The sequence below is a fragment of the Enterococcus gilvus ATCC BAA-350 genome, from assembly GCF_000407545.1.
GTDB classification, from domain to species: domain Bacteria; phylum Bacillota; class Bacilli; order Lactobacillales; family Enterococcaceae; genus Enterococcus_A; species Enterococcus_A gilvus.
The window spans coordinates 573,282-595,821 of the sequence record NZ_ASWH01000001.1 but is presented as its reverse complement, the minus strand read 5'-3'; the positions used below and the strand labels follow the sequence as shown (position 1 = coordinate 595,821).

The 22,540-nt window shown below is 42.6% G+C and carries 18 protein-coding genes; 2 read left to right on the top strand and 16 right to left on the bottom strand.

Annotated features, from left to right (window positions below):
- Positions 1 to 77 precede the first annotated feature (77 nt).
- Together I592_RS02790 and I592_RS02785 are read right to left on the bottom strand one after the other, a co-directional pair.
- Positions 78 to 1,757: a ribonuclease J gene (locus I592_RS02790; RefSeq protein WP_010781742.1), complete on the bottom strand. Its 1,680-nt coding sequence runs from the start codon at positions 1,755 to 1,757 to the stop codon at positions 78 to 80.
- A gap of 197 nt (positions 1,758 to 1,954) precedes the next feature.
- Positions 1,955 to 3,004 (bottom strand): aspartate-semialdehyde dehydrogenase, encoded by a 1,050-nt coding sequence (locus tag I592_RS02785; RefSeq protein WP_010781743.1) that lies wholly within the window; start codon positions 3,002 to 3,004, stop codon positions 1,955 to 1,957.
- A gap of 293 nt (positions 3,005 to 3,297) precedes the next feature.
- Here I592_RS02785 and I592_RS02780 point away from each other — a divergent pair, with 293 nt between their 5' ends.
- Positions 3,298 to 4,116, top strand: coding sequence for a hypothetical protein (locus tag I592_RS02780; protein WP_010781744.1), 819 nt, complete (start codon positions 3,298 to 3,300; stop codon positions 4,114 to 4,116).
- 103 nt (positions 4,117 to 4,219) lie between these two features.
- On the opposite strand, the gene I592_RS02775 is transcribed toward I592_RS02780, so the two are convergent.
- The 6 genes from I592_RS02775 to I592_RS02750 form a co-directional block, all read right to left on the bottom strand.
- The gene (locus I592_RS02775) at positions 4,220 to 5,608 is read right to left on the bottom strand and encodes a L,D-transpeptidase family protein (RefSeq protein ID WP_010781745.1); all 1,389 of its coding nucleotides are present in this window, start codon (positions 5,606 to 5,608) and stop codon (positions 4,220 to 4,222) included.
- Between the two features lie 201 nt (positions 5,609 to 5,809).
- Positions 5,810 to 8,107: a formate C-acetyltransferase gene (gene pflB, locus I592_RS02770; RefSeq protein ID WP_010781746.1), complete on the bottom strand. Its 2,298-nt coding sequence runs from the start codon at positions 8,105 to 8,107 to the stop codon at positions 5,810 to 5,812.
- 432 nt (positions 8,108 to 8,539) lie between these two features.
- Entirely contained in the window at positions 8,540 to 9,238 is a 699-nt protein-coding gene (locus tag I592_RS02765; RefSeq protein WP_010781747.1) for a helix-turn-helix domain-containing protein, read from the bottom strand.
- A 161-nt stretch (positions 9,239 to 9,399) separates the two neighbouring features.
- The gene (locus I592_RS02760; RefSeq protein WP_044926381.1) at positions 9,400 to 9,915 is read right to left on the bottom strand and encodes a hypothetical protein; all 516 of its coding nucleotides are present in this window, start codon (positions 9,913 to 9,915) and stop codon (positions 9,400 to 9,402) included.
- A gap of 1,355 nt (positions 9,916 to 11,270) precedes the next feature.
- The gene (locus I592_RS02755; protein ID WP_010781749.1) at positions 11,271 to 11,975 is read right to left on the bottom strand and encodes a helix-turn-helix domain-containing protein; all 705 of its coding nucleotides are present in this window, start codon (positions 11,973 to 11,975) and stop codon (positions 11,271 to 11,273) included.
- Between the two features lie 432 nt (positions 11,976 to 12,407).
- Positions 12,408 to 13,721, bottom strand: coding sequence for an NCS2 family permease (locus tag I592_RS02750; RefSeq protein WP_010781750.1), 1,314 nt, complete (start codon positions 13,719 to 13,721; stop codon positions 12,408 to 12,410).
- A 306-nt stretch (positions 13,722 to 14,027) separates the two neighbouring features.
- On the opposite strand from I592_RS02750, the gene I592_RS02745 reads away from it, so the two are divergent.
- Positions 14,028 to 14,939 (top strand): UbiA family prenyltransferase, encoded by a 912-nt coding sequence (locus tag I592_RS02745; protein ID WP_010781751.1) that lies wholly within the window; start codon positions 14,028 to 14,030, stop codon positions 14,937 to 14,939.
- A 47-nt stretch (positions 14,940 to 14,986) separates the two neighbouring features.
- Here the strand turns inward: I592_RS02745 and I592_RS02740 are convergent, their stop codons facing one another.
- From I592_RS02740 to I592_RS02705, 8 genes are all read right to left on the bottom strand, one after another.
- The gene (locus I592_RS02740) at positions 14,987 to 15,763 is read right to left on the bottom strand and encodes a DeoR/GlpR family DNA-binding transcription regulator (protein ID WP_010781752.1); all 777 of its coding nucleotides are present in this window, start codon (positions 15,761 to 15,763) and stop codon (positions 14,987 to 14,989) included.
- Between the two features lie 68 nt (positions 15,764 to 15,831).
- Positions 15,832 to 16,878, bottom strand: a complete 1,047-nt coding sequence (locus tag I592_RS02735) for an alcohol dehydrogenase catalytic domain-containing protein (protein ID WP_010781753.1) — start codon at positions 16,876 to 16,878, stop codon at positions 15,832 to 15,834.
- Positions 16,875 to 17,900, bottom strand: a complete 1,026-nt coding sequence (locus I592_RS02730) for a Gfo/Idh/MocA family oxidoreductase (RefSeq protein ID WP_010781754.1) — start codon at positions 17,898 to 17,900, stop codon at positions 16,875 to 16,877. The genes I592_RS02735 and I592_RS02730 overlap by 4 nt, the downstream gene beginning before the upstream one ends.
- Before the next feature lie 8 nt (positions 17,901 to 17,908).
- Complete coding sequence (locus tag I592_RS02725; protein WP_010781755.1) at positions 17,909 to 19,285, bottom strand: PTS fructose transporter subunit IIC; 1,377 nt, start codon at positions 19,283 to 19,285, stop codon at positions 17,909 to 17,911.
- 15 nt (positions 19,286 to 19,300) lie between these two features.
- Positions 19,301 to 19,747 carry a PTS sugar transporter subunit IIA gene (locus I592_RS02720; RefSeq protein ID WP_010781756.1) on the bottom strand — a complete coding sequence of 149 codons (447 nt, stop codon included), beginning with the start codon at positions 19,745 to 19,747 and terminating at the stop codon, positions 19,301 to 19,303.
- Positions 19,748 to 19,751: 4 nt separating this feature from the next.
- Positions 19,752 to 20,432, bottom strand: a complete 681-nt coding sequence (gene deoC, locus I592_RS02715) for a deoxyribose-phosphate aldolase (RefSeq protein ID WP_010781757.1) — start codon at positions 20,430 to 20,432, stop codon at positions 19,752 to 19,754.
- A gap of 166 nt (positions 20,433 to 20,598) precedes the next feature.
- Positions 20,599 to 20,898, bottom strand: a complete 300-nt coding sequence (locus I592_RS02710; RefSeq protein ID WP_010781758.1) for a rhodanese-like domain-containing protein — start codon at positions 20,896 to 20,898, stop codon at positions 20,599 to 20,601.
- Positions 20,891 to 22,540: an FAD-dependent oxidoreductase gene (locus I592_RS02705; protein WP_010781759.1), complete on the bottom strand. Its 1,650-nt coding sequence runs from the start codon at positions 22,538 to 22,540 to the stop codon at positions 20,891 to 20,893. Before I592_RS02705 ends, I592_RS02710 begins: the two co-directional genes overlap by 8 nt.

The window sequence follows — 22,540 nt, the reverse complement described above, 5'->3', positions numbered from 1 at the left end:
TTTTACAAAAAATAAGAGTAGGAAGTATCAAAAAAACTTCGCCAATCAGAATCGATTGGCGAAGCATCTCATTTTTTTTATTTGCGACGTCCGCGACGTTGGTTCGCTTCCATGATCACAGGTAAGATCACAGGACGACGTTTTGTTTGTTCAAACAGGTGACGGCTTAAATGATCTCGAATGTCTTGCTTCAGCTTGCTCCATTCAAAATCGTCCGAGTGGAGATGTTTTTCAACGATCTCACTGGTAATGTCGGCACTTTCCTTGATCAAATCGCGGCTGGCTTTGATGTACACAAATCCTCTTGAAGTGATTTGCGGGGCAGAAACGATTTTTTTCAATTTACGATCAATGGTCACAACGACGACAAAGATGCCATCGTCAGACAAGACTTTTCGGTCACGTAAAACGATATTTCCAATATCCCCCACACCGATCCCATCGATCATAATGTTATCAGCAGGGACGCTGCCGGCAGCACTCATGTGTTTATTTTTATATTCCAACACATCTCCGCGGCCAGTGATGAAGATATTCTTGAAAGGCATACCCAGTTCATTCGCCAAACGTGCATGAGCAGACAACTGGCGATATTCACCTTGGACTGGAATGAAGTATTGCGGCGACATAATGTCCATCATCAATTGCAGATCACGTGGATTCGCATGCCCTGATACGCGTAAGTTTTCAGAGATACTCTTCACGATCCCGCCAGCGCGATAGATCATGTCTTCTGTTTTCGCGACTGTCGTTTCCATCGCGATCGTTGGCGTCGTAGTGATATACACGAGGTCGCCATCTTCGATCTTCAAGTTGCGGTGCGAGCGGTTCGCCATTTTTTGCAAGGATTTGATAGGCTCACCCATCCGGCCTGTTTCTAAAATGATCAGCTCTTCCGGTGAGTAGTTTTTCATTTCTTTGATCGTGATCAAACTATCTTCCGGTACTTCAAGTTTTTTCAGACGCATCCCTGTTTTGATGATACGGTCTAAGTCTTGACCTGTAAGCACGACTTTACGCCCTGCTTTTTTAGCGGCATTCAAGATTTGTTGAACCCGTTGCAGGTTGCTGGCGACACAGGCGACAATGATCCGGCCGTCCCATTCATTGATGGTATCGTAGACTTCACTGGCGATTTCTCGTTCAGAAGCCACCTGGATCGGATTCTCCGCATTTGACGACGAGCTCAATAATGCCAAGACGCCTTCTCCGCCGATCTCTGCTAAACGACGATAGTTCGTCGCATACATCGGGATCGCCGTCGGGTCGAATTTGAAATCTCCTGTATACACGACACTGCCTTCGCTGGTCTTCAAACTGATCCCAACAGAATCAGGGATCGTATGCGTGGTCCGGAAGAAGCTGATGACTGCTGTCCCAAAATCGATCTCCGTGTGCTCATCGATCACGTGGAAATCCTTGAAGTTTTTGCTTTCTTCATTTTGGCTGACAGTCAATTTCGCTAATTCGACCGTCAACTCTGTTCCGAAGACAGGTACGGCGACCTCAGATACCAAATAAGGCAAAGCCCCGATCGCATCTGCGTGCCCATGTGTCAGGAAAACCCCCGCTACACGATCCGCATTTTCTATTAAATAGGTAAAATCAGGAATCACAACATCGATCCCCAACAATTCATTTTCTGGATATTTTAGTCCGCAATCGAGGACAAAAATATCGTTGTCCACTTCAACTGCATACATGTTTTTACCGTTCTCACGCACGCCGCTGAAGGGAATTATTTTGACTGTACTCAAAAAATCCACCTCTCCAAATTTTTATAATAAATTTATTTATCGTTTCAGCTTCCTCAGACCCCGTAATCAGTTCGGTCTGTGCCTATACTCATTAGCTATTATACATGATTTTTTCTGAAAAACCATCGATTGAAAATGAGCTTAAGAAAAAGGCTTGAGACGCAGCACGTCACAAGCCCTCTTTCGTTGATCCTTCGTTAGTTTAATAAGTCCATCTCGTACATCGTCTCAGCGATCTGCAAGGAATTCCAGGCTGCGCCCTTCAATAGATTGTCCGAAACGACCCACATATGAACGCCCTTCTCTTCATCAGGGTCCTTACGGATACGCCCGACAAACGTCTCATTCTTGCCAACACTGTTCAATGCCTGGGGATAGATTTGCTGGCTTGGATCATCCTCCAAGACCACTCCGGCTGCCTTTTCCATCAGTGCTTGGATCTCGGCAACAGTTGCTGCTCGTTCCGTCTCGATATAGACAGATTCAGAATGCCCGCTCATGACCGGAATACGCACACACGTCGCGGAAACTTTGATGGTGTCGTCTTCCATGATCTTTTTCGTTTCATTGATCATTTTCCACTCTTCATAGGTATACCCGCCATCTGCGAATACATCGATCTGCGGCAAGGCATTGAAGGCCAGCGGATAATGCTTTTTATCGCCTCCGCAGGGCAAAATATCTGCCTGCCATTCAGCGACCGGCTTTTCATCCAAATAGTCCCGCGTCTGCTGCTTCAACTCTTCCATCGCTTGGTTTCCCGCGCCAGACACCGCTTGGTAGGTCGACACAAGGACACGATTCAGTCCAAAGGCTTGACGGATCGGCTCTAACGCCACCATCATCTGGATCGTGGAACAGTTCGGATTCGCGATGATCCCCTTATGTTCACGCAATGCTTCAGGATTTACCTCAGGAACCACTAACGGTACTTCTGGGTCCATCCGAAAATGACTGGTATTGTCCACGACGATCGCTCCGCGTTTCACCGCTTCAGGCGCAAAGGTCGCAGAGATGCCCCCACCCGCTGAGAATAAGGCCAGATCGATCCCTTCGAATGAATCAGGAACCAATTCTTCAATGGTTTGAGTGTCGCCCTTAAATGAAAGTTGCTTTCCAGCAGAACGCTTAGAAGCCAAAAATTTTACCGTACCCAGCGGCAACGAACTATTTTCTAATAGTTTGATCATTTGTGTTCCTACAGCGCCAGTAGCGCCGACGATTGCAACATTCACTTTTCTCATCATAATCACTCTTTCATTTCATAGTATTTTAACAGTTTATCACATCTGTTTTGAAACGCAAGCGCTCTTTCTATTATTCGAATCGATCGAATGATTGAGACAATAGTCCCTCTAATCCGACAAATTATCGGTCTCTCGTCTTTTCAATTAACTGTTATAACAAGGATAAAATAAACTTTATCATCAATATGTTGTAAAATAAATTAAAAAAACAAAGATTTTTGAATAATTTTATTGTGATTTTCTAATAAAAACTTTAGAATTAATGTGTAAGCGTTATTCGTAGGGGGTCAATCATGGAAGTTAACGGGTATATCATTGAGCAATCGCGCAAAAGCGCGGGCATACCACGTGAAGCCTTAGGGGCCATTTGCGCACCGGCTGACTTAGAATGGATTGAAATGAAGAACGAAGGCATTCTGGAAGTGGTTTTAGATCTTTGTAGAACATTGGAAATTCCGTACCATCATGTTTTTCCTGACACGATTCTTTGCACAGAATTCTCTTTATTGAACATTGTACGTTGCCTGCATTTGCGTCAAGAGTTCTCGACCGTCTTGTATTTGTTAGACCATTATGGAAAAAAGATTTCTTATAACAACGCACGAATCGTCGGCCATTTACTGTATTTTCGCGCCTATGCCACGCTGTTCGGCGAACAAGACACACGAAGCGCCGTACACTATTTTCAACGAGCCCATACCTTTTTACACGATGAAAGACGTTATGAACTGCTGGTACTAAAAGGACTAGCTACTTGTTATCAAGCAAACGAAGAAAAAAAGCGCGCACGCATTTTTTTTGAACGCGCGGAACAATTGGAGGAAAAAATGAATACTCAATTAGAACTAGGGCCATCTTATTATCAAGCCGCTTGCTTTTACGCGGATCGAGGAAACCAAGCAAAGGCCAATGCCCTTTGCGATGAAGGCATCCAAACATTAATAGAAGTGAATGTGACCGAGGGATTAGAAGAGTTGTTTTTTGAAAAAGCGGTTATTCAAGAAAATCCTAAAGACAAAGTGGAATGCTTAAAACAGGCAGACTATTACGCCAAACTGAATGAAAACCTCAATCTAAAAGAAATGATCCAAGAAAAATTAACCCACATCTAAAACACCCCTTCGGAAACAGCACATCGTCTCTGCTTCCGAAGGGGCGTTTCTTTTTTATCAATGAGTCAGGCGTCCGAAAAAGAATAGATGCCCATTTGCTGGCTTAGCCAACAGCAGTGCCATATTCTACTGGCTTGTCCCATTCTCCCGGAGCCTCATCATAGATATGCCCATAAATGAAGACGGGCATCCCTATAAAACTGTAGTCGTAGATTTGAGCAACATTTGCTTTGGGCGTATTCACACAGCCATAGCTTCCAAGATCCGTCATAAAGGCGCCCGGCTGACCAAAGTATTGCAGCTTATGATCCGTATCGTGAAGTCCGATCTCAGTGATCGTCTGCCCGTAGCTCAATAACGGCAGCCAATAATCGACTGGAACATTGTACGTTCCGTCTCCTGTCGTCAGCACACCGCTCAAGTCGACATTTCGCCGCTTGTCCATGATCGTATGGAACCCGGGAACCGTCGCTGTTCCCTTGTCGTATCGGCCAGTGATCACATCCGTCTCAACGACTAACTTGCCTTTGTCAAAGCAGTACATCTTTTGATTATCGAGGTCCACCTCAACGTAGTTTTTCGTGACCCGCAGCGGCTGTGTCTTCGTGTTTCCCCGCAGCACCAATGCGATCGTTTGCGCTTCTGGGTCCTTCAATTCATGGACGATTTTTTTTGCAGATTGTTTGATGTCGATGAACCAGCCATAGTTGCCCACATTTTTATAGCGCAGACGCTGCCCGTGGACATTGGTGAATTCTACGGGTTTATAAATGGTTGAATACTTCCGTTCCAATTCTGCCACCCACTCCGTGACGGCGCCCAGATCAATCGCCCCCTGTTCATCTACAGAGGCTGAGAGCATTTCCTCTGTCAGCGGAATCGTCTGTTTGTTCAGCTTTAGCTTGATCCCGCGTTTTCTGATCCCTTCCAAACGCTGCGTTACCTTCTGCTTCTCCAAATCCCCTTTCGTGATAGCCGGTTGCTTATAAAAATCCGTCAGATCATAGGACGTCTGCAATTCTCCTTTGTCAAAAGAAGCACACAATTCCTTTATAAGGCGCGGCGAGTCAACAGCTGTCCCGACTTTTTCCGGTTGGATCTTAAATTGTTTATTTGTATAGATGACTGTCGCATCTTTCGCCTCTTTTCCGCCAAGAAACGACGCGCTATTCAGAGCCATGACTAAATTTTTCCTTGCCCCTTTTTTAAAGGGCAAACGAACGTCCCCTCGGCGCACATTTTTCTTCAAGTAGTCTTTTTGAATGTCGTAGGGTGCCTCTAGCTGCAATTGAACCGTTTGATGATCCCCCTTCAGCTTGATTTCCACAACTTCCGTTTCTTTGCGAATTTTTTCTGCTGCTGCTGGAATGGAAAGTCCCCCGACTTCTACATTCGCAACCTTCGACCCGAAATAGAAATGTGAGCCAAAATACAGATAGATCATTATAAAAAAAGCCATCGCCCCCGCAACGACACCAACAATACGTACCACCCACTGGTCCTCATACTCCTTCAAACCCTATCACCAACCTGCTTTATCATTCCCTTCATTATAAATTACAACCGTCATTTTTAGTCAAAAATCATAATTATTAATATTTTTTAACATTTTTGGTAAAAAAAGACCCTGAAGCTCAGAATCGAGCGACAGAATCTTTCATCAACTTCTATTTTGTTAAAAATAAAATTATTTTTACATTTTTGTATGGTCTGTACGTGAGATCACGTCTCGACGTTGTTCTGGCGTTAAGTCGCGGAATTTCACTGCGTAGCCAGATACACGAATCGTAAAGTTCGCATATTTTGGATTGTCGATATCTTTGTCCATTTCTTCAAGCAGCTCACGACCAAAGACATTGACGTTCAAGTGGTAGCCGCCTCTATCGAAGTAGCCGTCTAATACTTGACGCAGATTGTCCACTTGCATGTTTTCGTCGTCTGTACGACCTAATGCGCCTGGATTGATCGTTTGCGTATCTGAAATACCATCTTGCGCGCAAGAGTAGTTTAATTTCGCTGTTGAGTTCAATGAAGCCAACAAGCCATTTTTCTCACCTAAGAATTTTCCATCTTGATAGCTTGGGTTCGCACCTGGTGCCAATGGTTTCCCAGCACGACGGCCATCTGGTGTATTCCCAGTATTTTTTCCGTAAACCACGTTTGATGTGATCGTCAACAAGGACAAGGTCGGTGTTGATTCACGGTAGGTATGCTGACGTTTGATTTGTGTCATGAAGTATTCAAGAATCCAGTTTGCCATTTCATCCGCTTCATCGTTGTCATTTCCGTAAGTTGGGAATTCGTTTTGCGGAATATAGTCGATTGCTAGGCCGTCTTCATCACGAACGACTTTCACGTTTCCGTGTTTGATCGCCATTAATGAATCTGCCGCATGCGAGATCCCCGCGATCCCCGTCGCAAATGTGCGTTTCAAGTCTGTATCCATCAATGCCAATTGTGGTGCTTCATAGGCATATTTATCATGCATGTAATGAATCACATTCAACGTATTGACATACAATTCAGCTAACCAGTCTAAGACATCTTTGTAGCTGTCCATGAATTGATCAAAATCAATGCTGTCGCCTTCCAACGGACGGAAGCGCGGCCCAACTTGCATCTTCGTCATTTCATCGACCCCACCATTGATCGCGTAAAGTACCGCTTTCGCTAAGTTGGCACGAGCGCCGAAGAATTGCATGTCTTTACCGATCACCGTTGCAGACACACAGCAAGCGATCGCTGCATCGTCTGAGCCCCAGTATTGACGCAATAGATCGTCATTTTCCAATTGGATCGACGAGCTTTGTTTCGCTACTTTTGCTGCATACGTACGGAAGCCTTCTGGTAAATGAGACGAATACAAGACCGTCAAGTTTGGCTCTGGTGAAGGACCCATGTTTGTCAATGTGTGCAGAATACGGAAGTCATTCTTCGTTACTAATGACGAACCATCCATGTTCATCCCAGCTAATGACAGCGTCGCCCAAATTGGGTAACCTGAGAACAATTGGTTGTATTCCGGTGTACGAGCGAATTTCACCATACGTAGTTTCATGATCAAGTGGTCGATCATTTCTTGTGCTTCAAACTCAGTGATCACACCGCGGTCTAAATCACGTTGGATATAAATATCTAAGAATGCAGAGATACGTCCGATCGACATCGCTGCCCCATTTTGAGATTTGATAGCCGCAAGGTAACCAAAGTATAACCATTGGATCGCTTCTTGTGCATTGCTTGCTGGTTTTGAGATGTCATAGCCATAGCTTGCAGCCATTTCTTTCATATCTGCCAACGCACGGAATTGTTCAGAAACTTCTTCACGCAATTGGATCACGTCATTCGTCATGACTTTGCTGCCGACATTTTTCCAATCTTTTTTCTTTTCTTTCATCAAGTAGTCAATACCATACAATGCTACACGACGGTAATCGCCGATGATTCGTCCGCGTCCGTAAGCATCTGGAAGACCTGTGATGATCTTGTTTTTACGTGCTAAACGCATTTCGTCTGTATAAGCATCGAAGACCCCTTGGTTGTGGGTTTTGCGCCATTTGTTGAAGATGAATGACATTTCGTCGTCTACTTCATAGCCATTTGATTCCAATGCTTTGTTGGCCATGTTGATCCCGCCGAAAGGCATGAATGCTTGCTTCAATGGAACATCCGTTTGCAAACCAACGATTTTTTCTTCGTCTTTGATCAAATATCCTGGTTCATGAGAAGTGATCGTCGCAGGAACATCTGTATCCATGTCGTAAACACCATTTTTTTGGTGTTGTACTTCGAATAGTTCTTGTAATTTATCCCAAAGTTTGTCTGTACTTGGCGCTGCGCCTTCTAAAAAGCTGTCGTCACCTTTATATTCTGTGTAGTTGCGTTTGATGAAGTCCAACGTGTTGACCTCATGCTGCCACCGACCTTCGTTAAAACCTTCCCAAGGACTCGTTGTTTGTTTAACAGTTTTTTTGATTGTAGTAGTTTCCATATCCGCACTCCTTTGTTCATTAGTTTCAATTTAATTTAAAATGATTATAACAAAGGAATCTGTTTTAAGAAAGGGCTTTTTTTACTCCTTATCGATGCAAATCCTTTTAAAATAATGATAATTATTTTATGATCGACCAATTCCTGTAACAGTTTTCACTATAACAGATCATGTAATTGATAATGACAGATACTTATTGAAAGTCCGAAACACTATTCATTTGAAGCTTTAACCGAAGGATTGCAATTGAAAAACAGACGACTGATACAGAAGTGCTTGTGAATCTTTTTTCCCTTCATTTTCTCATAATCGGTAAAAAAATCTTAAAAAACTTTTTTTATAAAGAAAAAAAATCAGGAATTTCTCTCGCTTTCGAGACACTATTCCTGACTTTTTTCTAATTTAACTGTGTTTTTTTATATGTGATTCCACTTACATGCTGTATTCTTTGATGTGCTCACTCATCAATCCGTTGGGGACATCATGAAGACGGTAGCCATTCCCCCAGTACGTAATGATCCGCACATTTTCGATGTGGGCATGGGCGATCTTCTTACGGATATTCCCTACAGCCGTAGACATTTGCACTAAGCGTGATTTGCTGACTTCATTGTTCCATACTTTGTTGCACAGCTCATCTCTGGAGATGATCTTCCCGCTGCCCTCGGCTAAAGCGCAGATGATCTTCTTCTCAATGTTGTTGAGGGAGCTGTAGAATAGAACCAGGTCTTGCTTTTTCATTTCAGATTGTCTGACCAAGCCTTTTGAGATCGACTCCTTGTGTCCTTCGCGGGTATCGCTTAGCAGCAAGAACTCTCTCAATTCGGTCATCGTACAATCAATCGACAGGCAATGATTCTCATCGATATTCGGCACCGGCTCGTCCGTTCTTCGCAGATAATGAAGATCCTTTTCTAAGATAATAGGTAAAATCTCATTAAATTCTTGGTTCGTCAATGTTTCACTAAAGATGACGATATCAAAAAGAGAGAGAATCTCTTCAAAATAATTCGGTTTGTTCACATCGAAGAATTCTTTTAAAACAAATACCTCGTAATCCAATCGCTGCAATTCGTTTTGAAAGTCCTGTTCGATAATAATGTTTCTCGTCAAAATGATCACTTTTTTCATGTTGCTTCACTCCCGTCTTTACTCGATTCCATTTTTTACACCCTTTAACTCCGTTTACTTATCTCCTGATCATCCCTTACAGCAGAATCTCTGCGTAGTAACGCCTGGATGATCTCTTATGGCAGGTTTCTTGTGCACTCCGGCTCCCCAGCCAAAGATTTCTACACATTCGATTCAATCTGCCTTGCGTGCTCTTCTGCTCTTTGAATCATCTTACGACTGACCGTGGCAGCCTTCAGTAAGGTGTCTGCCGCCTCCGCCTTTGTAAAAAGTTCAAGAACAGTGCTTTCATTATTTTTTGAAACTCCTTTGGTTAACCGTTCATTTTTCTCACGTTCATACATATAGTGTTCTAACAGACGCGCATATTTTTCTTCCAGATAATCGATCGCCGCCTGCTCCTCAGAAGCAAGACATTCGGTCGAAGGCCTTCGTTGAAGGACGAAGCGGCGCCTCTCTAAATTATCCTTATTGTAATAAACAACTTCCTTCTCCGTTGAAGATACGTGGAATTCTTCCAATCGCACCGTTAATTCCTTCAAACGATCGCGGTAGGCCGAAACCTTTTCCTCTAACGCGCCGCGAATCCCTTCCAATCTCTCCACCTGATCTAAGAGCTGCTCGTTCTGATTTTCTAAAAATTCAACCGTCTCGACTAATTGGCTTTTCGTCGCCATCCTTGAATTAGAACTATAAAAATTTCTCAAAATTGTCTCATCCTTTTTCGTTGTGATTAAGATCAAATGATTTTTCATTTCTATATGTATGAATTTCGACTTATTATGTATAACTTTTTTCGATTTCCAACCAACTACTCACGGGTATACGTTGTGACAGAAGCTTATCTTCTATTTACTATGCATTGATTTTCGTGCTATTTTACTGTTCCTCTCTCTTATATAGTGAAAAAATTTAGCTGTTGAAAAAATAGACGCCCTCCCTCTCAAACACGCTGTATCTGCAAATAGAGAATTATTTATTCACGATTTGAATTTGGAATTACCTGAGAATATCTGATCTGCTAGAAAAAGCCCGATCCAATAACCTTAGTTATATAACTCGCGTAATCAAGAGGACACATTCTAATTCAAAAAGAATAAAAATTATTTTTATTTCAAATAAATAATTTTTATGTTTTATTATGCATCTATTTTTAAAAAATTATAAAATATTTTTTATAATAAATCAACAGTATATTAACTTTCAATCAAACCTTTTTTTTAAAATGATTTTTGCTCATCGAAATTTTTAATCAAATGCCCATTTATTACAAAAAGATTTTGATTGTTTCTAAAAAATCTATCAAGAATCCAATAGGAATAGCTACATGAGAAACATTCTCTTAAAACAATCACGACTCTTTCTCTATTGGTGATCATTCATTTTATGCCCACTTGCCATCTCAAATAAACGTCTTACTCCCTTTGATTCTAAAACCCCCGCCTCAAAATTTAATATATTTATTCAGGAAAAATAATAGGTATTGAAATACATAAATATAATATAAACGAATTTTTATTCATACTGGATGGATTTTTATGATTGCTCTTTTTCAGATTGACAGGCTTCTCCTCAGTTATTTTTCATTCATTGGGCCTTTTGAAGCTTTTTAAACTAATTCTAATCTGGAAAATGCATTCTAATATAATAAATGTATGATTGCTCTTTTTAAAAGCAAAAAGAGCTATTTCACAGCCTTTATCAACTATACCTTTCCAACGTTCCTTTATGATAATCATTCTTTTATTATTATTTACACCCCTTTTCGTTTCCCATACCTTTGATTTATTCTCTTTGAAAAAGGCTTTTGCTTTCCCCTCACTAAATGTTTTTATGTATTTTTACGTTTTCAGATGGATTAATATGAGATTTTGATTCAAAGCTTGGTTTGGAGCTATTCTCGACAAATCACAACAAAAAAAGCGTTCCTGCTTCATGATCTGAAGACAAGAACGCTTTTTAAATGACTACAGGATACCTGCTTTTATTATTAACCTACAGACTCTTCCTCTAGCCCAACCGTATCGATCCGTTAACGAATGAGCACTTGATTTTCTTCCACCACGTCATTTTCTAAGTAGTCAAAGAATTTTTTATTCAAACGATAGCCATGTCCCCATACCGTTTGGATCGCTTCATCCCCAAATTCGTTCGCTAATTTTTCATTTACTTTTGAGACGACCTTCGAAAGACTGGCTAGAACAGATTTCGTTGGGTCCTTCTCCCAGATCTCTCGACTGATCTCTTCACGAGGAACCGTTCGTTCTCCCGCTTGGATCAAATAGTAGACAATTTCCTTTTGCTTTAATTTCAGGCTTAACTCAGAAAGCTTCTGCTTCACTGTGACCTGCTGCGCGTGGACAGACTTTTTATTCGTCAAACGAGAGATTTCCGCGATCAATAAAATTTCCCGAAGCTGTTCAATATCTGCATCAAGCGGAATCCACGCGTGAAAAGGATTTGAACCCACTTCCTCTGATTTGTTCTCTTTGGCTCTGCGAAACAGCTTCAAATTTCCTTGTGGCAAGTGTTTGATTATTTCATAGGTTTCGATGTCATACAATGTTTCGCTGAAAATAATGCCTTCAAACGGTTCCAGAAAACTTTTATCAAACGATTTTTCCTTCAATAAGCTCACCATATTTTCAGAGCAATAAACCTCGTTTCCTAATTGCTTCAAGTGGCGTTCAAAATTTTCCTCGTAAAGTGGGACTTTCGTCAAAAGTAATAACTGCATAATGTGCTTCCTCCTTAAAAACTACCTTTACCTATCAAAATGTCTTTTCGATTTGTAAGGTGTCTTTGCGCTCAAATTAAATATCTTATTAATAAATCCCGGAAAATTAATTCTAAATATCATCCGAAGTCTTAATATAGAAAAATAATTATACAAATTGTATTATATTATACTGTTAATTTCAGGTCAATTTCAAATTTGAAAATAAATAATTATGTTGGCGTTTACCATGAAAGGGCAGTTAATTTGAAATGCGATTATCTTACGAGTAAATAACTTCATTTATTTAATCATTTTATGAGCAAAAAGCCTCCCCTCAACGGTTTTCATCCTTGGCAAACACCTATCTGACTAGCGGGGCGCTGTGTTTTCAAACAAAAAAACTGTTTGCCTTCTGCATTACAGAAAACAAACAGTTTTGTGATGACTCTTTTATTTTACATTCAAGATCCACATAAAACCGATAAAGACGAAAAACAAGACATACATGATCGGTGAGACTTCTTTGCCTCGTTTAGCAGCGATCATCGTGATTGGGTAGAAAATGAATCCTAAGGCGATCCCATCAGAAATGCTGTAAGTCAATGGCATACCGATCAGAATCAAGAAAGAAGGAATCGCAATTTCTAACTGGTCCCATTTGATTTCACGTAAGGACTGTGCCATCAATACACCGACGACGATCAGCGCAGGTGCTGTCACTTGTGACGTCACGACAGATAATAATGGGGAGAAAAACAAGCCAAAGATAAAGAATACCCCCGTCGTGATAGCAGTCAGACCAGAGCGGCCGCCAACTGCGATCCCTGCGGAAGATTCCACATAGGCACCCACTGGAGACGTTCCTAGTAGAGAGCCCGCCAACATCGCGGTCGAATCAGAAGCCAATGCTTTTCCGACACGGGGCATTTTATTGTCCTTCATGAAGCCTGCTTGATTGGCTAAACCTACCAATGTTCCAGCAGTATCAAAAAAAGTCACCAGCAGGAAGGTCAAGACAACGACCCAAAGCTGCAGCGTATTGATATCCTTCACGTGATTCAAAGCGACTAAGAAGGTCGGCTTCAAACTTGGCGCCGCCGAAACAATGTGCGTCGGTGCTTGGATCAGACCGGTTACTAACCCTAGCAATGTCGTCGCGACCATCCCGATAAAAATCCCACCAGGAACTCGTCGTACCATTAAGATCGACGTAACGATCAAACCGAACACCGTCAACCATGTCGTTCCTACACTCATTGAGCCCAGACCAACCAACGTCGATTTATTCGCGACGATGATGCCGCCCTCGCTTAATCCCAAGAAGGCGATAAAGAGGCCGATCCCGCCAGAGATCGCATATTTCAAATCAGAAGGGATCGCGTCAATGATCATTTCCCGTAATTTGAAAATCGTGATCAAAATAAAAATCAGCGATGCCACAAAAACCCCTGCTAAAGCGGTCTCCCAGCGAATCCCCATACCGATACAGACAGAATAGGCAAAGAAAGCATTGATCCCTAGTGCAGGTGCCGTCGCTATCGGATACCGTGCAAGAACCCCCATCAAGATACAGCCCAATGCACTAGCTAGTGCTGTCGCAGTGAAGACAGCCCCCTCGTCCATACCGGAGGCGCCTAGTACACTAGGATTGACAAAAAGAATATACGCCATCGAAATAAAGGTAGTAAAGCCTGCCAATATCTCTCTTTTTACAGTTGTATTTAGTTTTTCAAGTTCAAAATAGGAATTTATTTTCCCTTTCATGATACTCCCCCTACATTCTAAAAAAATGTTCGTAAAATAATAGCATGTTTTTTCAAACAACGTGGATAATCATATAATAAACACGATAATAAGTAAACAATAATCTGTGAAAAGAGTAAAACACGAACATTAACGCAATATAATACCCTTATAATTGAAACCCTTTCCCTGCTCTTAAACAAACTATTGGACAAATGATTCAAACCTCGCTATTTTTGAAAAGGACTTCCTATTCTGCTTATCTTCTATTCAACATTTCAACAAGTTGTACGTTAAAATAAGCGCAAAAAAAGAAGGAGGATGACTTTGAAGCATCTTACGTTTAAACAATTTTGGGAATTGACGGAAATCTATACGGCACCGCTGAATCTTTTTATTATTTTATTAGGGTATGCCATCGCAAACTTTCAATTAAATAGTGTACCCAGTCCTGAATTCTTTCTATTTGTCTTGATCATCGTGATGTTCCATATCACAGTGAACGTTTTTAACCATTATATGGACTATCGCAATGCTTCTGACGAGAAGTACAAGCAACAGACCAACATTATCGGCCGAGATCACTTAGACCTGCGCTTCGTGCGGAATTTTTATTTGGGGAATTTGTTGATTTCTTTCCTATTAGGATTGGTCTTGGTGTGGCGGACGAATTGGGTGATCGGTGTGTTGGGGATCATCGGCTTTTATATTGGACTCTTCTATTCCTATGGCCGGCGTCCTTTGAATAGTCTGCCCATCGCGGAGGCGTTGACAGGAACTGCCAGCGGTTTTTTCATTACTGTAGTCAGCTATTATCTAACCGTTTATCAGACGCATGCGATCACACCTGCCATGATCGGCAACGTATTTTTGATCAGCTTACCCCTCGTCTTGATGATGTTCAATAATTTACTGGCAAATAATACCTGTGACCTGGAAGAGGACATCGAAAACCACCGCAAAACATTGGTGTATTACTTAGGAAAACCAGCTGCGGTAAAAGTCCTCTTAAGTGTCTATGTCTTCAGCTTCTTATGGTTGATCGTTCTGGTCGTTGCGGATCTGGCTCCTTGGACGGTTTTGTTTTTAGTCTTCCTGTTTCCTAAAAACTGGCAGAACCTGAAACGGTATCGTGCCTTGCAGGACAAACGGACGACCTTCCCGATCGTTTTAAAGGCCATGTCTGCACTCATGGTCCTTTACCCGGTCCTTTATTTCATCGGCTCACTTTTCGCCTAAAAAAAGCCTGTTTACTTTCCTGGATTGGGAAGTAAACAGGCTTTCTTTTATACGATCAGTAAGTTGATCTTCAACTCATCAATGTCCTGCTGCTGTTCTCTTGTCATGTGCTTGTCCGTAATCAAGTAATCACATTCGTCTGGCGTAGCAAATTGTTTGAAGCTCCGCTGATTAATTTTACTAGACTCACAAAGGACGATTTTTATTCGCCCGATATTGATTAGACTCTTTTTCATTTCCGCTGTCTCATAGTTAGGTGTTGAATGACCGTACTTTTTATCAAAAGAAGTCGTCCCTAAAATGACTTTATCGACAGAGAAACCTGCCAACCCAAGTGCTACAGAGCTTCCAGAAACATAGGGATAGCCATTGCGAATCGCACCGCCGATGACTTGCACCTGATAATTGGTTTTTTCACTCAATAATAAGGCGATCTCTAGATCATACGTCAAAATGGTCAAACGCTTTAAAGGACTGTTGATCAATTTTTCAGCAAAGGCGCGGCAAGAAGTTCCTGTATCAATCGCCAAAATGTCATTTTCCTCGATCAATCGAACGGCTCGCTCGGCGATTTGGTATTTTTCGTTCGTAAATTCGCGGCTTTTTGGAATGATCTCGACGCTGCGTTGAAAGTCTCGCTTGATTACCCCGCCATGTGTACGCGTCACTAGCCCTTCGTTTTCGAGTTCACGCAGATCATTGCGAATCGTTGAACCTGTCACATTAAAAATTTCTGCCAACTCGGCCACTTGCATTCGATTTTTCTCATTGACTAAATTAACGATAGACTGCTTTCTTTCTTCTGCATACAATTGATCATCCATATTTTCTCACCTTTTTGTGTTTTGTTTCATTATAAAAGAAACTGAAAATGGAAGCAATCAAACTAAAATTAATCTTTGAAAACAATCACATTCTTTAACCCAATGGCATTCTTGGCATTCTCTAAAGCCTCATCGAATTGATCGATTGCGTAGCGTTTAGTAATTAAGTCCTTTAATGGAATCCTTCCGCTAGCAACTAGCTGCGCCGACGTTCGATACCCCATCAAACTTGCCCGTGTACAGCCGAAAACGCCTAATTGTTTGTAGTGGAGAATATTGGTGTTTAACCGAACCTCTTCTTTTTCTTTTGGCAAACCGCCAAAGAAGAGACAACGACCATTCATTGCCATATACTGAAAACTTGCTTCTTGCGCCTGTGCAGCGGGGGCCGCGATGATACACAGATCCACCCCATGGTTATTCGTTTCTGCTACTATTTTTTCCTTCAAGTTGTCCGAGGTCAACGGAACCAGATCGGGGATCATTTTTTTAGCATCCGCTAAACGCGCTTCCGATAAATCATTCATCATCACTTTCCCCGCGCCTCTTGCTCGTGCCAGCATCGCATGCATGATACCGATCGGGCCAGATCCAATGATCAACACCGTATCTCCCGGCTTATTTCCAGCAATTTCCTGCCCATTGAACACACAGCTAAAGGGCTCGATCAACGCCGCCTCTTCATAAGACAATTGATCCGGTATCAATGAGATATTTCCTTGACGTACAGCTTTTTCCGGTATCACCAAATATTCAGCGAACCCACCAGGTAAGTTGATACCAAAAGCTTCATAGGTTTCACATAAATGTGTATTCCCTTGAACACACTGATCACAGATCCCGCAGCCCATGTTTGGTGCGATCGCCACCCGCATACCTGCTTCGTAAAAATTCACCGCAGCGCCAACTTCGACGATATCCCCTGAGATCTCGTGTCCCAAAGTCAAAGGAGTCTCTTCGCTTGCCGTAGGATACCCGTTTTTGTACATTCGTACATCGGTCCCGCAAATCGACGCTGCTTTGACCTTTATCAAAACTTCTTTTTCGGTTATCGTTGGTTTTTCTACTTCATTTAATCGAATGTTTTCTTTGCCTAATAATTGGATTGCTTTCATTCCTTCTCCACCTCGACAATTCTATTTTCCAACAAAGAGGTCAATCCTGCATTGACTAACCGAACCGCCATCAATCCGTCTCTTCCCGTACACTGCGGCTCCGTGTCAGTTAGAATACAATCAATGAAGGCCTGATCCTCCGCCATGTATGCATCCCTGAATAAATACATCCAGCTATGCATCGTTGGTTGGGTCAACTGCTGGTCGCTAGTTGCTACGACGATATTGTGTTTTCCCTGATCACCAACTAAGATACTTCCCTTTGTTCCAAGAATCTCTGTCCGTGCGTCATAGCCATATTGAACATATTGCGCGCCGTCGATCAACCCTAATTTTCCGTCCGTAAAGCGTAGATTCATCGCTACTGTATCATAATAGTCTGGGTACTCGTCTTTCACTTCCGGCGAACGGTAATTGCCGCCATTGGCGTAAATACTTTCCACTTCACTGCCCGTTAACCAGCGTAAGGTATCCAGGTCGTGGCTGTTTACTTCCCCGATTGGCCCATTACTCTGGCGGATATCAAACATCCATGGTTTTGGTTTACTCGGACCATGGGTCAATGATTTCACTAAAACGACCTCCCCGATCGCCCCAGAATCCACGACTTTTTTTGCTTCCTGAAAACTGGCATCGAAGCGACGCATAAACCCGACCTGCAGCTTCACTTGATTGTCCTCTGCCGCTTGAATCATTTCCAAACATTCTGTTTCATCCATCGCCAATGGCTTCTCACAGAGAATATGTTTTTTTGCTGCCGCTGCTGCCAGTGCGATCTCCTTATGATAACTTGTCGGAGTCACGATCACGACAGCGTGTATCTCAGGATTTTTCATAACCTCTCGGTAATCTTCATAAACGTATTGGCAGTTCAATTCCTGTTGAGCACCGTTTAAACTTTCTTTTGATGGATCACATAAAGCAATCAATTTAGCATTCTCAATTCGCCGAGCGAAGTTTTTTCCGTGTATCATGCCTGCTCGTCCAGTACCTATCAAACAAATATTTATCCATTCTGTCATGCCGATCATTACTCCTTAGCCGCTTGTTTCTTCTGCGAAAATACTTTTACTGTTGTCACCAAAAAACCGCTGATTGCTGTTCCGATTGCTAACGCCACGATATAAAGCAAGACATTTTCCACTGCTCCTGGGATCAAGAAAACGAAAAATCCGCCATGAGGAACCGCGATCCCGCACTTAAAGATCATTGACAGAGCACCGGTAATTGCTGAACCGACTGTCACAGAAGCCAATACACGGATCGGATCTGCCGCTGCAAAAGGAATCGCGCCTTCAGAAATAAATGACAATCCCAAGACCCAAGCAGATTTTCCTGCTTCACGTTCTTCTTTGCTATATAAATTTTTACCTAAAACGGTTGAAGATAACGCCATTGCTAACGGTGGAACCATTCCAGAGACCATCACTGCTGCCATCACCATACTCGTTTCTCCCACGCCTAAATTCGTCAGCGAGGCGACACCGAAAAAGTATGCGGCTTTCCCAATCGGTCCCGCTAGATCGATGGCCATCATCCCACCTAAAAGAAGTCCTAATAAGACAGAATTCATTCCTGATAAACTGTTCAACCAATTCGTGATTCCTTCATTTAAAGCCGTGATCGGAATACCTACAATAAATTTCATTACCAGACCAACAACTAATACCGATACGACTGGAAGGATCAATACAGGCAATAATCCTGAAAAAGCAGGTGGTAATTTTAAAACTTTCTTCAATCCAAATACGGTATAACCTGCTAGGAACCCGCCTAATAATGCGCCTAAAAAACCCGCATTCATGGAAGAGGCGATCATCCCAGCGACCATCCCTGGTACAAGTCCTGGTCGATCCGCGATCGAAAAAGCAACGTATCCGCCCAAGATGGGCCACATCAATCCCATAGCGATACCGCCAAGCTCATTGATCGCTGCAGCCAGATCTCCTTCAGCATTGATCCCACCGAAGGCAAAAGCTAATGCGATACAGATCCCCCCTGCGACAACAAAAGGAATCATATAGGAAACGCCTGTCATCAGGTGACTATAAATCCCGCTTTTTTCTGATTTTGCTTCTGACTTCACTTCGGCTGAGGTCGAATAAATCGCCGCATTAGGCGCACGATCGAAAAGATCATCTGGATGATCAATGGCTTCTGTCACGTCGACTTCCAACAAACGCTTCCCATTGAAGCGATCCTTGTTAACTGATGTACTGGCCGCAATGATCACAGCATCTGCCTCTGCAATTTCTTGTGCGGTCAAAACATTTTCTGCTCCGATCGATCCCTGCGTCTCCACCTTAATCTCAATAGCTCTTTTCTTAGCCGCGATCTCTAAATTTTCTGCTGCCATATAGGTGTGCGCGATCCCGGTCGAGCACGATGTTATCCCAACAATTTTCATTTTTTCCACCCTTTCCTATTCAAAAATCTGATAGATTTCTTCTACATTTGTGGCAGTCATCAGCTTTTGACGGACATCCTCATGCATTAGTTTACGGGAGAGTTTGCTTAAAATTCTCAGGTGATCGTCATTTGACGTTTCAGGTACGGCGATCAAGAACATCAGATGGACTGGCTTGCCATCCATCGAATCGTACTGAATCCCTTCATGACTCCGTCCAAATGCCAGCGCTGGAACGGTTACAGCAGCACTCTTTCCGTGAGGGATCGCCACCCCAAAGCCGATCCCGGTGGTACTTTCTTCTTCTCTCTTCATTACAGCATCCAAGTAAACGTTCTCATTTTCAACAACACCTTCTGAAACGAACGCGCTCGCAAGTTCAATGATCGCTGCCTGTTTTTCAATCGCTTTTAAATCAAAATTTATGAATGCTGCTTTCAATACATCGCGAATTTCTGTCATTTATTTACTCCTTTATCGATTGTTTATACTCTTCCACAATTTTGATACCCGAACTTGTTCCTAATCGTTCTGCCCCAGCTTCTACCATTTTTAGCGCGGTGTCTAAATCACGAATCCCTCCAGCAGCCTTTACCTTTACCTCATCTCCAACAACCTTTTTCATGAGTGCGACATCTTCCACTGTAGCGCCGTTTGTACCGAATCCTGTGGATGTTTTTACAAAATCAGGTTTGATTTCCTTAGCGATTTCACAAACAGTGATTTTTTCTTCATTTGTTAAATAGCATGTTTCTAGAATGACTTTGCTAAGGATCTTGCCTTCACGGGAAGCATTTACGATTGCTTTCATTTCTTCACGAATATACGCATTATCACCTTCCTTTAATTTGCCGATATTGATCACGTAATCAATTTCGTCTGCCCCATTTTTAATGGCATCCTGCACCTCAAATACTTTCGTTTCAATCGTCGTTTGCCCTAATGGAAATCCGATCGCCGCCCCTACATGAACGTCACTATCCTTCAAAAAATCCCGACACATCGCAACTGGATAAGAGTTGATCGCTACCATTTTGAACCCATATTCATCCGCTTCTCTACACAATCTCTCAAACCCTTCTTTAGTTGCATCCGCTTTTAATAATGTGTGATCCACCATATTTGCTAATTTCTTTAATCCAATCATTTGTTTACTCCTTTTTGTTTTTATTTACACTCTTATATTATCATTTACTTTCATTTTGTCAATCTGTAGAACTAATTTTTTTAAATAAAAGCAAACGAATCAAAATAAAAACACCAGTTACTCGAAGTAACTGGTGTCCTCTAGTGCTAAATTTTAAAAACTGAACTCATCGTGTCAATTCATCTGGCCAGGCTGAAGTGCCGCCTAAAACATTTGTCACGTTGTAGCCCTGATTGCTTAACAGGCCGCACGCGTTTTCTGAGCGCGCTCCTGATTGGCAAATGAGGTAATACTTTTTTTCTGGATCAAGTGTTTTCATTGCATTCGCTAGCTGACTTAATGGAACGTTTTTTGCTTTGGGGACGTGCCCCATTTCATATTCATACGACTCACGAACATCAAGGATCGCGATTTCTTCTTGTTGTGCGAGTGGGTAAAAATCCTTCATTGCGATTGAACTAGTCATAAAGTAATTCCTCCGGTCTTACCGTTTTATACAGCGCAAACGCGCCATCCAAATTTTTTACTTTGAATCCTTTTTGCTTGAGCAAGCGTTCAGCCACATAGCTTCGCAGCCCGCTGTGGCAGCTGACGATGTACGCCTTGGTTGGATCTAATTCAGAAACTCTGTCTCTTAATTGATTCAAAGGAATCGAAAGCGCATCGGGAAAGCGGCCATTGGCTAATTCTTCAGGATTTCGAACATCTAATAGCTGATAGCCCTTTTCCTGCGCTTCCTTCAATTGAGACCATTGGATCGAATCACTGATGCCTTCAGACAGGTTGATTGCCGCGTACCCTAACATGTTTACAGGATCTTTCGCAGAACCAAACGGCGGGGCATAGGTGAATTCTAATTCCGGCAAATCGAAAATCGTCAATCCACCTTTAATAGCTGTAGCTAAAATGTCGATACGCTTGTCGATGCCTTTCCCGCCGACTCCTTGTGCGCCATATAGTTTCCCCGTTTTTGGTTCAAACACCAGTTTTAAGGTTAACTCGCTGGCACCTGGGTAATAACTCGCATGATCCTTTCCAGAAACATGGACCACTTGATAGTCTAATCCCGACTGTTTAACGGTTCGTTCACTCAGACCGGTTGAGGCTGCCGCAAGGTCAAACACACGCACGATTGCTGTACCGATACTCCCGCGGTTGCTTCGCTTCAAGCAGGCAATAACATCCGCCACTTGCCGGCCTTGACGATTTGCTGGAGAAGCTAGCGCGATCAGTGCATCCTCTTCGCTGATCTGCTGCTTCACTACGATGGCGTCACCGACTGCGTAAATATCCGATACACTGGTTTGATAGGTTTCATCTACCATGATGCCGCCACCTAAACCGATTTTTATGCCCGCGTCTTTGGCTAGACTGCTTTCAGGGCGTACACCTACTGAAAGAATCGTCATATCTGACTGTAACACTTCTCCGTTTGTTAAAACTATTTTTTGTCCCTGTTCAGTGAAAGATTGCGCCGATTCTCCAGTGATGAAGCGAACGTCGTTACGAATCAGTTCGTTCTGGACAAAGGCGGCCATTTCTTCGTCTAATGGTGGTAAAACATGGGGGGCTTTTTCAACCACCGTCACCTTTATACCCCGTGAACTCAAATTTTCTGCCATTTCCAGCCCAATAAATCCAGCTCCGATCACTGTAGCTGTCGCCGGCTTCTTCGCTAAAGCGGCCATGATTTGGTCTAAGTCAGGCACATTGCGCAAACTATACACATTGGTTGCTTCCGCTACTCCTGCCATTTCTGGGATCAACGGTTTTGCTCCTGGGGATAGGATCAGCTTGTCATAGGTCTCTTCAAAAGTACCTTGCTCATTTTTGATCGTTACGGTCTTCTTTTCGGGAGAAATAGCTGTGACTTCATGAAACGGACGAACATCTAGGTTGAAGCGGGCACTTAAGGATTCCGGTGTCTGGACCAATAACGCTTCTCGATCAGCGATTTCACCAGAAACATAATAAGGCAATCCACAATTGGCAAACGAGACAAACGGCCCCTTTTCCAGAACGAGGATCTCCGCATCCTCCATTAAGCGACGCAGACGCGTTGCCGCGGACATACCGCCTGCCACGCCACCTACAATGATAATTTTCAT

Bases quoted from the DNA above. Each gene is read 5' to 3' on its own strand.
- I592_RS02710 (WP_010781758.1), bottom strand. From the start codon at position 20,898: ATGACTAGTTCAATCGCAATGAAGGATTTTTACCCACTCGCACAACAA.
- deoC (WP_010781757.1), bottom strand. From the start codon at position 20,432: ATGATTGGATTAAAGAAATTAGCAAATATGGTGGATCACACATTATTA.
- I592_RS02765 (WP_010781747.1), bottom strand. From the start codon at position 9,238: ATGAAAAAAGTGATCATTTTGACGAGAAACATTATTATCGAACAGGAC.
- I592_RS02730 (WP_010781754.1), bottom strand. From the start codon at position 17,900: ATGACAGAATGGATAAATATTTGTTTGATAGGTACTGGACGAGCAGGC.
- pflB (WP_010781746.1), bottom strand. From the start codon at position 8,107: ATGGAAACTACTACAATCAAAAAAACTGTTAAACAAACAACGAGTCCT.
- I592_RS02735 (WP_010781753.1), bottom strand. From the start codon at position 16,878: ATGAAAGCAATCCAATTATTAGGCAAAGAAAACATTCGATTAAATGAA.
- I592_RS02755 (WP_010781749.1), bottom strand. From the start codon at position 11,975: ATGCAGTTATTACTTTTGACGAAAGTCCCACTTTACGAGGAAAATTTT.
- I592_RS02740 (WP_010781752.1), bottom strand. From the start codon at position 15,763: ATGGATGATCAATTGTATGCAGAAGAAAGAAAGCAGTCTATCGTTAAT.
- I592_RS02705 (WP_010781759.1), bottom strand. From the start codon at position 22,540: ATGAAAATTATCATTGTAGGTGGCGTGGCAGGCGGTATGTCCGCGGCA.
- I592_RS02725 (WP_010781755.1), bottom strand. From the start codon at position 19,285: ATGAAAATTGTTGGGATAACATCGTGCTCGACCGGGATCGCGCACACC.
- I592_RS02760 (WP_044926381.1), bottom strand. From the start codon at position 9,915: ATGGCGACGAAAAGCCAATTAGTCGAGACGGTTGAATTTTTAGAAAAT.
- I592_RS02780 (WP_010781744.1), top strand. From the start codon at position 3,298: ATGGAAGTTAACGGGTATATCATTGAGCAATCGCGCAAAAGCGCGGGC.
- I592_RS02785 (WP_010781743.1), bottom strand. From the start codon at position 3,004: ATGATGAGAAAAGTGAATGTTGCAATCGTCGGCGCTACTGGCGCTGTA.
- I592_RS02720 (WP_010781756.1), bottom strand. From the start codon at position 19,747: ATGACAGAAATTCGCGATGTATTGAAAGCAGCATTCATAAATTTTGAT.
- I592_RS02750 (WP_010781750.1), bottom strand. From the start codon at position 13,721: ATGAAAGGGAAAATAAATTCCTATTTTGAACTTGAAAAACTAAATACA.